Consider the following 13,372-nt stretch of genomic DNA (forward strand, 5'->3'; position numbering starts at 1 on the left):
TCATGACGTCCAGTTCACGCCCGCCTGAAAACTCCTGGTTGCCTACTTATCGGAGGATTCGGACGGCCCGAAGAGCAGCCTTTCATACCGGCGCCGGGCCTGAACGCGGCCGGGTAGGTCCACGTGGGACTGGCCCCGCCAGGCCGTGACGAGGGCGTCCACCGCGTCGACGTGGACGGCCGCCAGGGTCCCCGGCGGGCTGCCCGCCGCGATCGCCGCCCGGCGCAGCACCCGCGTGCGCACCGCCCGTGGCAGCCCGGCCAGCACCTCAACGGCCAGCACGGTCTCCCGCCCCTCCGCCGAGGTCCCGAGCGCCGCGCGCCCCGGTCCGTCTCCGCCGCCCTCGGCCTCCCGGAGAGCCGTGGTTCCCTCGGCCTTCCCGACGTCCGGGGCTCCCTCGGCCTCCCTGACGTCCGGGGCTCCCTCGGCCTCTCCCGGCTTCCCGGCCTCCTGGAGCGCGCGCTCGGCCCAGGCGTCGAGGGCGTCGGCGTCGTCGCGCAGCATCCGCGCCGTACGGGCCAGCGCGGCCGCCATCCCGGGCCCGAGCTCCTTCTCCAGCAGCGGCAGGAGGTTCCGGCGGATCCGCGACCGGGCGAACGCCGGATCGCCGTTGTGCGGGTCCTCCCACGGGTCCAGGCCCATCGCCAGGCAGGCGCGGCGGACCAGATCGCGATCGAGGTCCAGCAGCGGCCGGCGGTAGGGGCCCGCCGCCTTCGCCATCCCGGCCAGGGAGCGGGCGCCCGAACCCCGCGCGAGACCGAGCAGCACGGTCTCGGCCTGGTCGTCCCGCGTGTGTCCCAGCAGGACCGCGGTGGCGCGGTGGCGCGCGGCGGCGTCGGCGAGCGCGGCGTACCGCGCGTCGCGGGCGGCGGCCTCAGGACCGCCGGACGTTCCCACGGTGACGTGCACGGCCTCGGCCGGCTCCAGACCGAGCCCCGCCATCGTCCGTACGACCTCGGCGGCGCGTTCGGCCGAGCCGTCCTGCAGGCCGTGGTCGACGGTGACGCCACCCGCCCGATGACCGGATCTGGCCGCCTCGAACGCCAGCGCCCCCGCCAGGGCGAGGGAGTCCGCGCCACCGCTGCACGCGACGAGCACGAGGTCGCCCGCGTCGATCTCGCGGAGGACGCCACGGACCGCGAGGCGTACCGCCGCCACCGCCGGATCAGGTCCCACGGCCCCATTCTCCAGCCCCCCGCCGACCCGACGAGCGCCTTGGGGTGTTTTCCCGGCCCGGCACCGGCCCGAGGAGCGCCTTGCGATCAGCTCGCCCGAGGAGCGCCTCGGGGGTCAGTCCGCTGTGGGCGGCAGCTCCGGCTTGCCGATCACCCGGCCGACCCACAGGGCGGGATCCTGGATCTCGGCGTGCGTGGGCAGCGTGTTCGGCGAGGTCCAGACGCGGTTGAACTGCACCATCCCGACCTGCTCGATCACCGTCCTGACGAACCGTGAGCCCTCGGCGTACTGCTTCATCTTCAGATCGAGGCCCAGCAGGCGGCGCATGACCCGGTCCACCCCGGAACCGCCCTCGCGGCGGTGCTGGAACTTGGCACGGATGTCGGCCACGCTCGGCACGACCTCGGGGCCGACGGCGTCCATCACGTAGTCGCCATGCCCCTCGGCCAGCGTCATCACGGCGGTGAGACGGTCGAGGATCTCCCGCTGCTCCGGTGTCTGGATCGCGTCGATGAGGTTGCCCTCGCCGCCGCGCACCGCGTCCGCGACGGCCTCGCCCACGTCGCGCAGCCGGTTGAGCAGCGCGCCGGGATCGAGGTCGGCGGCGAGCAGGAACGCCGTCATCTGGTCCTGGACGTAGGCGCGCAGCCACGACACCGACGCGAACTGAGCGCGGTGCGTCTCCTCGTGCAGGCAGACCCACAGCCGGAAGTCGTGGGTGTCGACGTCCAGCTCCTGCTCGGCGTGCACGATGTTGGGCGCGACCAGCGTCAGCCGCCCCGTCGGGGCGCGGCCCGCCGGGTCCGGCGGCAGGAACAGCTCGTACTGGCCGAGCACGCGGCTGGCCATGTACGCGAGGATCGCACCGACCTGGGCCCCCGTGACCCGTGAGCCGACGGCCTGGATGACCGCGCCGCCGGCGCCGCCGCCGATCCCGCCGAGCATCCCGCCGCCCCGGCGCTCCTGGAGCTGCTCCATCAGGGGCTCGAGGACGACGCGGAAGCCGTCGACGTTCGCCTTGATCCACCCCGGCCGGTCGACGACCTTGGCCGGGGACGGGTCCAGCCCGCCGTCCATCCCGGTGAACTCACGGACGTGGCCCTGCGCGATCCGCGACAGGTCTCTGAGCTCGGCGACGACCTGGCGGGCCTCCGTGGGGCTCACCTGGGGTCCCGAGCGGACGAGGCGGGTCCCCGTCTGTACGGCGACGTTCCAGTCGATCATGGATGCTGGCATCACGTAACCTCTCCGGCCGGGCACCTCTAACGGTACGTCCCCGCTGTTGTCGGGGGCATGCCCATATCTCGTCCAACGCGCGAGCGGGCCGGATCGACTCCCACGGCCCGACCGGCGGCACGGCCCCGGGCCGCCACGCGGACCCGGGGCAAGGCCACCCGGTCGGCCGGAACCCGGGCCGCCACGCGGATCGTGTGCGCGTCCGCCGCGCGGGCCGGGACCGCCGCCGCCACACGGACCGCGAGCACGGCCGCCACACGGACCGCGAGCACGGCCGCCACACGGACCGCGAGCACGGCCGCCACACGGACCGCGAGCACGGCCGCCACACGGACCGCGAGCACGGCCGCCACACGGACCGCGAGCGCGGCCGCCGCACGGGCCGGGGCCGAGGTCGCCGCGCGGAGCGGGCGCCGGGGAGCCGTCAGCGGCAGCCGCAGGTCGCGAGGCTGCCGGCCAGGCCGTCCAGCGCGGCCAGCGCGGCGCTGGGGTTCGCGACGTGGTTGGCCATGAAGGCGAACGACAGCAGCCGGCCGTCGGAGTCGTACACCACGCCGGCGAGGGTGTTCACGCCGTTCAGCGTGCCGGTCTTACCGCGGACGACGCCCAACCCGGCGGCGGAGGAACCGGTGCGGTAGCGGCCGGCGAGGGTGCCGGAGAAGCCGCCGATCGGCATCCCGGACATGATCGAGGCCAGCTCCGGGTGGCTGGGCGAGGCCGCGGCCACGAGAATCCGGGCCAGGCCGTTCGGAGTGATGCGGTTGTCGGGCGACAGGCCGCTGCCGTCGACGGTGGCGATGCCGTTCGCGAGGCCGAGCCCGGCCAGCACCTCGTGGACGGCCGCCGCGCCCCCGGCGAAGGACGCCGGCCGGTGGCGGGCGAGGGCCACCTGACGGGCCATCGCCTCGGCCATGTCGTTGTCGCTGTTGGTCAGCAGCTGTTCGACCAGCGCCGAGACGGGCGGGGACTGGACGGCGCCGAGCTGCTGCGCGCCCTGCGGCGCGGTGGTCTGGGACCCGAGGGTCGCGGAGATCCCCTGTTTGCGCAGCAGCTTCACGAACGCGTCGGCGGCGATGCGGGGCGGGTTCTGCACGCGTACGTGCGAGGTCGGGGCGACCCTGCCCTCGTCCACCTCCAGCGCCCACACCGTGGACACGTCGCCTTCGCCGATGTAGTTGGCCTTCCAGCTCGGCCCCATCTGCTTGCCCTGGAACAGCGACACGTCCCAGTCGACGCGCACGCTCCGGGTGCCGGCCGCCTTCAGCGACGTGGCCGTCTGCTTCGCCAGGTCGGTCAGCGAGGCCGGGCGCGGATACGCGTTCTTGCCCGGCGAACGGGTCAGGGACGAATCGCCGCCACCGACGAGGATGACGCCGCCACCGCCCTTGACCACCTTCGTGGTCAGCCGGTGCTCCGGCCCCACGGCGGCGAGGACCGCCGTCGACGTGACCAGCTTGGTCGTCGACGCGGGAACGGCCGGCCGGTCGGCGTTGCTGGCGTACAACGCGCGCCCGGTGCTCACGTCGATCACGGTGCCGGACAGGTTCGCCCCCATGCCGGACTGCCCCATGAGGCCGTCCAGCCGGGACGTGAGGCTGCCCGAGCTCGGCTCCGGCGCGGTCGCGGTCGTCGGGCTCAGCGCCGGTGCCGCCGCCGTCAGGATCGTCCGCTCTGCGACGGTTGGGGGCCGTACCGCCAGGGAACGGTCCGGTGTGAGCTTGACCACTGCGAGCGCGGCGGCGACAAGGAAGACGTTCAAGAGCGCCAGTGTGAGCATGGCCACGACGCGCTCAGGCCTCGGCACGTGCGCCCCTCCCCCATCGTCGTGCACTCACCACGGTGCGAGATCCTTGTACGAGCCAACATCCAACCAGAACAACCTCGGCCCGCCCCGGGGAGCGGAGGACATTGTGGAATTCGACGTCACCATCGAGATCCCGAAAGGCCAGCGCAACAAGTACGAGATGGACCACGAGACCGGCCGAATTCGGCTGGACCGTATGCTGTTCACCTCGACCCAGTACCCGGCCGACTACGGATTCATCGAGAACACACTGGGCGAGGACGGTGACCCGCTCGACGCCCTGGTCCTGCTGCAGGAGCCGACGTTCCCCGGCTGCCTGATCCGCTGCCGCGCCGTCGGGATGTTCCGGATGACCGACGAGGCGGGCGGTGACGACAAGGTACTGTGCGTACCCGCCACGGACCCGCGCATGGAGCACCTGCGCGACATCCACCACGTCTCCGAGTTCGACCGGCTGGAGATCCAGCACTTCTTCGAGGTGTACAAGGACCTCGAGCCCGGCAAATCCGTCGAGGGTGCGAGCTGGACCGGCCGAGCCGAGGCCGAGGCCGAGATCGAGCTGTCGGTCAAGCGCGCGGCGCAGCACGGTCACTGAGCAGCGGCGCGGCGACAGGACGGGTGGCTCCGGCGTAATCCGGACGGAACGCCGGAGAGATCCGCACCCGCGCGCCGGTGAACGGCGCCTCCACCATCTGCCCGTTTCCGATGTAGATCCCGACGTGATGGATCGTGCTCGGGTCGGCGGGATTGTGCGCGAAGAAGACCAGGTCCCCTGGGCGCAGTTCACCGCGTGACGGGTGCGGGCCGGCGTTGTACTGCGCGGTCGCGTAGTGGACCAGCCGCACCCCGGCCTTCCCCCAGGCGTAGGTCACCAGGCCCGAGCAGTCGAACCCCACCGTGCCCGCCCCCTGCGCGATCCCCCGGGTCGGCCCGGTCTCGTTCCCTCCGCCCCAGGAGTACGGCGTGCCGAGCCACTTCAACGCGGCGGTCGCGGCGACAGAGCCGAGGTCGGAGCCGCGCGCGAGCCCACGGACGAGCGCCCGGTCACCGGCGCCGAGCCGCGTCCCGGCGAGCGCGACCTGATGCGACGAGGCCCCGGCCGGCATGATCTGACGCGGCGAGGTCCCGCCGGGCACCTCCTGAGGAAGCGAGCTCCCGGCGAGCGCGGCCTGACGAGGCGAGGTCCCGGTCGGCACCACCTGATGCGACGAGGCTTCGCCGGGCACCCCGGCGTGGAGCGACGTTCCGGCGGGCACGCCCTGCTGCGGCGAGGTTCCGGTGGGCACGACCTGGTGGGACGAGACGGTCCGCTCGGGTCCGACGCCCGCGACGCGGGCCTGGTCCAGGGCCGCGGTCCGGGCCTCTTCGAGGGCCGCGACGCTCGTCCGGGCGGCCTCCAGCTCGGCGATCAGCGCGGCCTTCCGCTGCTGGATCCGTTGTACCGCCTCCTGCTGGCGCGTCACCGCCTCGACGGCCGCCTGCCGGGCGTCGGCGGCGCTGCGTACGGCCTCCTCCTGGGCCGCGAGCGCTTCGCGCGCCTGGAGTTCGGAGACGTCCGCGGCGGTCTGGGCCGCGGCCTCCCGCTGGAGCAGGGCGCGTCTGCGATCGGCCGGTCCCTGCGCCGTCGCCCGCGTGCCGGACCCGGCGGGTCCTCCCGCACCGCCCGAAGCGGCACGTCCTCCGGCACCGCCGGAAGCGGTGGATCCTCCCGCACCGCCCGAAGCGGCACGTCCTCCCGCACCGCCCGAAGCGATTGCCACGGGCGGCGGGCCGCCCTGGCCGTGGTGGGCGCCGACCGCCATCCTCGCCACGTCGTCCCGTACCTGCGCGAGCCGGCGCCGCGCCTGCGCCGACCGCCGCGCCGCCGCCTTGTACGCCGCCTTCGCCTGGTCGAGCTTGACGCGCTCGGCGTTGTAGCGCTCGACGGCGCTCTCCGCCTGGTCGCCGAGGTCGCCCAGCAGCCCGTCGGCCTGGGCGAGTTCGGCGTTGATACGTCCGACGCGGACGGCCTGCGCGCGCACCCGCTCCCTGCCCCGCGCGACGTCCCGCGCGGTGGGTCCGGTGTCCGCGCCCGGCGCGGGCCGAGCCCCCGGAGCGGCCCCCGCGAGGACCTCGGCGCCGGCCGGGCCGGCGGCCTGACCGGCGATCGCGCACGTCGCGACCACCACGGCGCCGAGCCGGCGCCGGACAACAGCTGACACAGTGCCCCCTCGGACCCCGTTTCCTCGTGAGCGATCTGTCACTCAGTTAGCCCCATGAGTCACAAGGGAAACACCGGTCACAGTCGTGATTTCCTCAGGAGGCGGGAGGCGCCGGCCGGTGAGCCGACCCGGAGGCCGGCGCGTATCAGCCCGTCAGGCGCATCTCAGGAGGCGGCCGATCCATGGCCGGACGGCCGACTTGGGCGGCAGCGGACCCCGGGGGTACGTGAAGATCGGTACCTCGTCCCCGTGGCCGGCCCGCAGCTCGGCCGCCTTGCACCAGTCGGCCGGGGTGCGGGTCGCGGCCCAGGCCAGCGCGAGCGCCTGGCGCACCTCGGGGACGCGGTCCCACAGCTGCAGCAGCGTCACGGTCGCGTGCGCGGCGGCGTACCCGTCGTCGGGATAGGCGCGGCTGGCGAAGAACGGGGCGGTCACCCTGCCGCCGTGCGCGGTGGACAGCGCCCACGTCCAGTTGGCGACGACCAGCTCACGGACCGGATCGGCGAGCCGCTCGGCCGCGCCGTACATCCGCTCCTGGCGGCGGCCCGTGAGCCGGTGGGTGTCGAGCAGCCAGTCGATGTCGGCGGGGGCGTCGCCCTCGGCGAGCCAGGCCAGCACGGTCAGGCCGCGCGCCGACTGCAGGCGGCACAGCTCGGCGACCTCGCGGCGCATCCGGGCGCCCGGCTGCAGCCACTGCGGCCACGGCGCCCGCTGGATCCGCTCGACGACGTCCGCCAGCCGGGGCGGGACGGCGAGCGGCGCGACCAGGTCACCCCGCAGGTCGCCGGCGCGGACGGTGTACGCCGCCATCAGGGGCTCCCCGGCGCGGACGGTGCGGGGTTCCCGGCCGGGTCGGGTCGACGGTCGCCGGTGTGACGCTCCCCGGACCGCCGGTCCTCGGACTGTGGTTCGGGCGCGGGACGTCGTTCCGGCGGGCCGGACTGCGAGGAGGGCGGGGTGCTCGGCGGCGGGTCCGACGGTCGGCCGGACGGCGGCGGCGAGGACGGTGGAGCCGGGGTCGACGGCGGCGGTGACGTGGGCTCCGTCGGGGTGGACGGCGGCGACGGTGTGGAGGGGGGCGATGACGGTGGCGGAGCCGGTCGCGTCGGCGGGGAGGACGGAGGCGGGGCGGACGGGCCGCTCCAGTCGACCACGACCCGCGCCCCACCGGGCCAGAAGGTGATCACCGCTTCGCCCGGTCCGTCGGCGGGGGCCTGAACGTGGACGATGGCGGGCACGAGGTCGGCGGGCCCTTCCGCGGGCTCGACGGTCGCCGCTCCCGTCACCGCGGCGTGCCAGCCGGCGGCTCCTCCGCCGACCGCCTGAATCCTGAGGACGCCCGTGCCGCCGGGGGCCAGGCTCAGCCGGGCGGGCACGACGTAGATCCACCCGTCGCCGGGGGCGGGCGCGAGAGGCGCCGGCTGCTCCGCCGGTGCCATGGCCGGGGCCCGGGGATCCAGCGCGAACGTCGCCGCGAGGGGCCGTCCGACCGCCGGCGGCGCGACCAGGCCCGGGCTGGGCACGCGCGCGCGTGGCGGGGAGGCTCCACCGGCGACGGCGGGAGTGTGGCGGGTGTCCCGGCCGATCCACGGGAAGACGGCCGCGATCCCGACCGCGGTGACGACGGCGCCGGCCGCCGCGGCCAGGCCCCGCGGCCATCGTGCGTCACGGACGGGCCGGTGTACGCGCCCCGGCCCGTGCTGCCGGGGGAAGCCCCGGGCCCCGAAGCCGCGCAGGCGTGCGGCGGCGAACAGCCGGTAGCCGGCCAGCCGCGGGTCGGTGAAGCAGCCCGTGATCTGCCGGCGCAGGAAGTCGGGCGGGACGGCGTGCGGCAGCAGGGCGCAGACCTTGGCGGCGGAGATCGTGCGCGGCAGGTGGGCGGCGCAGACGTCACACGCGATCCCGTGGCTCACGAGGGCCTCGCGCACGTCGTCGCCGAGCTCCCCGCGGCGGTGGCGCTGGATCGCCGCCCGGCCGTCGCACTCGAACGCGTCCTCGTGGGCGAGGATCTCTGCGATGACGGCCGCCTCCAGCAGCTCACGCGCCTGCGCGAGGAGGTCCGCCACCTCGCGGGCCGGCAGGCCGACGATGCCGGCGAGGTCGGACGGTCCGAGGGAGTGGCGGTGGTGCAGGTCGAGGAGCTCCTGGCTGAGCGCCGGCAGGCCGGTGACCGCCCGCCAGGCGATCACGCGCAGGTCGACGTCGTCCTGGTCGTGGCGGGCGACGGGGAGGTCCGGGTGCAGCGCCCCGGGCGGCCGCCGCCGGCGGCACTCGATCCGCGCGAGGGCGTACAGCCACGGCCCGAACCGCTCGGGGGCGCGCAGCTCGCCGATGTGGGCCTCGGCGGCGAGCAGCGCGTCGCGGAGGGCCAGCTGCGCCGTCTCGCGGGTGCGCAGCTGGAACCAGCAGTAGTCGTAGAGGCGATCGGCGTAGGCGTCGTACACCGCGCCGACCGCGCCGGGATCGCCCGACCGCAGACCATCGACCAGGAGGCGGTCTTCCATGCCGCGAAGGTAAAGCCTTTTCCGCCTCGCATTCAACTGTTTCCCGCGGCCCTTGCGTAGATAATTCGTCCGCGCGAGATAAACGATCTCCGTTCGGCGGAATTCTAGGCGGGAATTTCGGATTTAAGCGATTCGCTGGGAGAAGCCACCGCAGGTGCTTCACCACAGTCCCATACGACTTGAACAGCGCGAACGACCTCAGACCACGCCCGTCCGGCCGAGGCCTCAGCCGGTGACGCGCGAAATCCCGGCCATGGCACAACCGGCCTCCAGCTCGGACAGCCCAAAAGCCGCAACCGGCCCAAGAGCGCCCGTTTCCGTCATTCCGCTGGCGGCCTGACGGGCGCCCCAGGCGACGATTCCGGCCGTGAAATCGTACGGGTCGCCGCCCGAGAGATGGACCTCCGTCAGCAGGCCGCCCTGCGCGTCATAGGCGGCGGCGACGATCCGCGACGTCAGCGTGCCCTTGCCGGCCCGGCGGCGGGCCAGGCGGGCCAGCCCGCGCCCGCAGAAGCCGATCGTTGCGGCGGCGGCACGGCCGCGCGGCAGCCGGGCGGCGATCCGCGAGGCCGCGCCGAACCAGCCGAGGTAGACGTTGACCTCGCGCAGCCCGGGATGGGAGGCCGGCAGCGTGAAGTGCTCGGACCCTCCGATGGACATGCCGGCACGCGAGCGGCCGGCCATCTCGAAGTCCCGCACCCGGCACCGCGGCTCGTCCACGACGCCGTCCTGGTAGGTGTACATCCGCGTGGCGAGCAGGCCCGGCGCCGACGCGAGGGTGCCGGCGGACAGGCCGCGCACGAGTGATCCGCCGCCGAGGAAGTAGCCGACGTCGACCCGCGCGGCGTCCTCGCCGACCCGGTCGAGGGCCAGCGCGCAGGCGAGGTTGCCGGGCACGTGGTGGTAACCGAACGCGGGGAGCAGGGCGGAGCTCGCCTTGGCGCCGTACTCGTCGAACACCTCACGGACGAATCGCGGCTCCCCCGCGGTGTCGAGGTAGTACGCCCCCGCGTCGACCGCCGCGGCGAGGGCCGCGTGGCCGTGCCGCAGGAACGGTCCGACCGTGGAGACGAGCACGTCGTCGCGTTCGACGAGGGAGCGGACCGTCCACGGGTAGTCGGCGTCCGCGTACGCCGTCTCCAGGCCGCCCAGCTCGGCGGCCAGCGCCGCCAGGGCGTTGGCGTTCCGCCCGGCGAGGACGGGGCGTACTCCCTGGTCGACGAGGGCCCGGGCGGTCAGGGCGCCGGTGTAGCCGGTCGCGCCGAAGATCACGATGCGCCCCTCCATGCGACCTCCCCGGCTGCGAAAAGATGTTCGGCTGTCGCGCTGAGCGTACTAATCCGTCACCAAGGGTGCTGGTTTTTCGTCATATGTCGATCATCGGGGGAAGAATGCGTTCCGCAGCGGCAGCGATCGCCGCGACCTCGGCGGTGGTGAACAGCACGGGCTGGCGCTCGATGAGGCGGTTCACGCGGTCGGCCCGGTGCAGCAGCACTCCTTCGTGGACGATCCCGCCACGCGGCAGCCGGCCGCCGTGTACGGCGATCACCGCTGAGATCTCGACCTCGTGGCCGGTCTCGGCGGCGAGGCGGTCCGCGACCGCCGCGGCGGCTCGGCGGGTCCGGGCGTGCAGGCGCGTCAGCGGCCGGGGCCCGGCCCACAGCCGGCCGTCCGCCCGCAGCCGGGTGAGCGGCGGCCACCGCCGTGAGGAGATCGCGTACACGCCGGTGTGGCCGACGACCAGGTGGTCGAGGTTCTCGCGGAAGCCGCCGGGGAGCGCCCGGTCGTGCAGCACGTGGAAGTACGCGGGGTCGAGCCGGGACAGCCGCCGGCCCGTCCGCCGCTCGGCGGCCGCGCCCCTTCGCCAGTCGGTCAGCGCGCCCGGCCGGACGCGGAAGAAGAGGAGCTGCGCGACCAGCAGCCCCACGCCGACCGCCAGCCCGGGCGCCCAGCCGAACAGCCCGGCGGTCATGGAACCGGCGACCCCGGAGATCACGAGCCGCGCGACGGCCCGCTCCTGGCGCCGTTCCGCGCGCAGCGCGCGGTACCTCGCCTGCGCCGACGCGCCGGCCATGGACGCAGCTCGTCCGGACACGGCAGTCCTCCTCATCGAAGAGGGTGCTGCGCGGACGCCGTCGCCTTCAAGGCACTTGAACGGCCTGTTCAAGTGGCTTGACGAAGTGCCGACCGATCCGGCCGCCCGGACCGCCGAGACCTTCCGTCGCGGGAGCGGCGGAGATCCTCGGCGGAAGTCCTCAGAACAGCGGGATGAGCGCCGCGATCAGGCCGAGGACGCTCGGCCCGGGATCAGCGGGCCGTGCTCACCGGTCGGCCGCCCCCTCGGCGGCGCGGAGGCGGCGGGCGAGGCCGCGGTTGATGGTGTGGGCCCAGAGGGGACCGCCGTAGATCAGGCCGGTGTACGCCTGGACGAGCGTCGCCCCGGCGCGCAGACGCTCCCAGGCGTCGTCCGCGGTCTCGACGCCGCCGACGGAGATGAGCACGAGACGGTCGCCGGCGCGGTCGCGCAGCCGCCGCAGCACCTCCACGGACCGCCGTTTCAGCGGTGCCCCGGACAGGCCGCCCGCGCCCGCCGCCTCGACCTCGGCCGGGTCGGTGGCCAGCCCCTCGCGGGAGATCGTGGTGTTGGTGGCGATGACGCCGTCGAGGCCGAGTTCGAGCGCGAGGTCGGCGATCGCGTCCACGTCCGCGTCGGCGAGGTCCGGGGCGATCTTCACGAGCAGCGGCACCCGCCGGTCGGTGGCCCGGTCGGCGGCCTCCCGTACGGCGGTGAGCAGCGGCCGGAGGTGCTCGACGGCCTGGAGGTCGCGCAGACCGGGGGTGTTCGGGGAGCTGACGTTGACGACGAGGTAGTCGGCGAGCGCGGCGAGCGCCTCGGTGCTCGCGACGTAGTCCGCGACCGCCTCGGCCTCCGGCACGACCTTGGTCTTGCCGATGTTCACGCCGACGATGACGTTCCGGCGTCCCCGGAGGCGGGCGGCCGCGGCCCGTGCGCCGTGGTTGTTGAAGCCCATCCGGTTGACGATCGCCCGGTCCCGTACGAGGCGGAACAGCCGGGGCCGGGGGTTGCCGGGCTGCGGGCGGGCGGTGACCGTGCCGATCTCGACGAACCCGAAGCCGAACGCGCCCAGCGCCTCGTACGCCTCGGCGTCCTTGTCGAACCCGGCGGCGAGCCCCACGGGCCCGGGGAACTCCAGGCCGAGGGCGCGGACGCGCAGCGCCGGGTCACGCGGGGCGAAGGCGCGGCGCAGCAGTGGCAGCGCGCCGGGGACCGCGCCGAGCAGGCGCAGCAGCGCGAAGCTGATCCGGTGGGCGGTCTCGGCCGGCAGGCGGCGCAGGAGCAGCGAGAACACGAGTCGATACATCGGGAGCGATTCTTCCAGCGCCCGCCCGCGCCGCCTGCAGCGCCACCCGCGCCGCGCCGGACGGCTCGGGTCGCTAGATTGTGATCATGGCTCCTGTGGCCCCCATCCGCGTCGAGGTGGACGCCGGTCCGGCGACCGGGGACCGCCTGCGGCACCTCGCGCTGGTGAACTACGGCCACCTGACCGTGATGCAGGTCCGCGGCGGGCGCACCCGCGGCCTGGCCCTGCACCTCGCCCGGCTCGACGCGGCGAACCGCGAGCTGTTCGGCACGGGCCTGGACGGTGACCGGATCCGCCACCACATCCGACACGCGCTCGGCGACGACATCCCGGACGCGACGGTCCGGCTCGTCGTCTTCCGGCCGGACGACGCCGACGACGTCTCGATCATGGTGATCGTCCGCCCGCCGGGCGGGATGCCGCCCGCTCCGCAGAGCCTCCAGACGGTGGAGTACCAGCGGCCGGTCGCGCACATCAAGCACGTCGGGTCGTTCGGGCAGATCTACCACGGGGCGGCGGCCGAGCGGGCGGGCTTCGACGACGCGCTGCTGACCGCGCCCGGCGGCGTCATCTCGGAGACGTCGATCGCCAACATCGGGTTCTTCGACGGCGGCTCGGTGGTCTGGCCCGACGCTCCGCTGCTGGCGGGGATCACGATGCAGTTGCTCGAACCCGCGCTGGCGGCTCGTGGCCTGCCCTCGCGGCGGCGCACGGTCCGGGTGGCCGACCTGCCGTCGTTCGACACGGTGTTCGTGAGCAATTCGGGAGGCGTGGCGCCGGTCGGCCGGGTCGACGACGTGACGCTCCCGATCGATCCGAAGCTGGTCGGGATTCTCTTCGAGGCGTACGAGTCCGTTCCCTGGGACGCGATCTAACGTCGCCCTCATCCGTGAATCAGCGGATATCAAGCGCCATTTCCGTTAATGCGGTTTTCGCGGTCGTGTCGAGCAACGCCGAGTCTTTACCGCAGGAAACTTGACACGGTACGCCAAGATCACCGACAGTACAGAGACCAGATCTGTCGCCGGGAGGACAGTAGGGCAATAGCCGCCACGATCACCGCCGAGC

At 74.2% G+C, this 13,372-nt stretch carries 11 protein-coding genes; 2 read left to right on the forward strand and 9 right to left on the reverse strand.

All coding sequences use genetic code 11. The annotated features are described in order from the left end of the window. Nucleotides 1–42: 42 nt before the first annotated feature. The 3 genes from tilS to dacB form a co-directional block, all read right to left on the reverse strand. Entirely contained in the window at nt 43–1,176 is a 1,134-nt protein-coding gene (gene tilS / locus NDW01_RS07190) for a tRNA lysidine(34) synthetase TilS (RefSeq protein WP_252817912.1), read from the reverse strand. Nucleotides 1,177–1,290: 114 nt separating this feature from the next. Further along, nucleotides 1,291–2,400, reverse strand: coding sequence for a zinc-dependent metalloprotease (locus NDW01_RS07195; protein ID WP_252818753.1), 1,110 nt, complete (start codon nt 2,398–2,400; stop codon nt 1,291–1,293). A 436-nt stretch (nt 2,401–2,836) separates the two neighbouring features. Next, entirely contained in the window at nt 2,837–4,216 is a 1,380-nt protein-coding gene (gene dacB / locus NDW01_RS07200) for a D-alanyl-D-alanine carboxypeptidase/D-alanyl-D-alanine endopeptidase (RefSeq protein WP_252817915.1), read from the reverse strand. Nucleotides 4,217–4,322: 106 nt separating this feature from the next. Between dacB and NDW01_RS07205 the strand changes: the two genes are divergently transcribed. Continuing rightward, a complete protein-coding gene (locus NDW01_RS07205) occupies nt 4,323–4,811 on the forward strand; it encodes an inorganic diphosphatase (RefSeq protein ID WP_252786836.1) in 489 nt (162 codons plus the stop codon). Here NDW01_RS07205 and NDW01_RS07210 read toward each other — a convergent pair. From NDW01_RS07210 to NDW01_RS07235, 6 genes are all read right to left on the reverse strand, one after another. Next, on the reverse strand, nt 4,783–6,417 hold the full coding sequence (locus NDW01_RS07210; protein ID WP_252817919.1) for an NlpC/P60 family protein: 1,635 nt from the start codon (nt 6,415–6,417) through the stop codon (nt 4,783–4,785). The two genes, NDW01_RS07205 and NDW01_RS07210, sit on opposite strands and share 29 nt — an antisense overlap. Before the next feature lie 153 nt (nt 6,418–6,570). Then, on the reverse strand, nt 6,571–7,227 hold the full coding sequence (locus NDW01_RS07215) for a hypothetical protein (protein WP_252817921.1): 657 nt from the start codon (nt 7,225–7,227) through the stop codon (nt 6,571–6,573). Beyond that, nucleotides 7,227–8,921 carry a hypothetical protein gene (locus NDW01_RS07220; RefSeq protein ID WP_252817923.1) on the reverse strand — a complete coding sequence of 565 codons (1,695 nt, stop codon included), beginning with the start codon at nt 8,919–8,921 and terminating at the stop codon, nt 7,227–7,229. Before NDW01_RS07220 ends, NDW01_RS07215 begins: the two co-directional genes overlap by 1 nt. Before the next feature lie 225 nt (nt 8,922–9,146). Further along, entirely contained in the window at nt 9,147–10,208 is a 1,062-nt protein-coding gene (locus tag NDW01_RS07225; RefSeq protein ID WP_252817927.1) for a saccharopine dehydrogenase NADP-binding domain-containing protein, read from the reverse strand. A gap of 79 nt (nt 10,209–10,287) precedes the next feature. After that, nucleotides 10,288–11,016, reverse strand: coding sequence for a nuclease-related domain-containing protein (locus NDW01_RS07230; RefSeq protein ID WP_252817929.1), 729 nt, complete (start codon nt 11,014–11,016; stop codon nt 10,288–10,290). 226 nt (nt 11,017–11,242) lie between these two features. Next, nucleotides 11,243–12,304: a quinone-dependent dihydroorotate dehydrogenase gene (locus NDW01_RS07235; RefSeq protein WP_252817932.1), complete on the reverse strand. Its 1,062-nt coding sequence runs from the start codon at nt 12,302–12,304 to the stop codon at nt 11,243–11,245. 86 nt (nt 12,305–12,390) lie between these two features. Between NDW01_RS07235 and NDW01_RS07240 the strand changes: the two genes are divergently transcribed. Beyond that, nucleotides 12,391–13,179 carry an aminotransferase class IV family protein gene (locus tag NDW01_RS07240; RefSeq protein WP_252817935.1) on the forward strand — a complete coding sequence of 263 codons (789 nt, stop codon included), beginning with the start codon at nt 12,391–12,393 and terminating at the stop codon, nt 13,177–13,179. Nucleotides 13,180–13,372: the final 193 nt, after the last annotated feature.

It is taken from the genome of Actinoallomurus soli (assembly GCF_024055715.1).
GTDB lineage: Bacteria > Actinomycetota > Actinomycetes > Streptosporangiales > Streptosporangiaceae > Actinoallomurus > Actinoallomurus soli.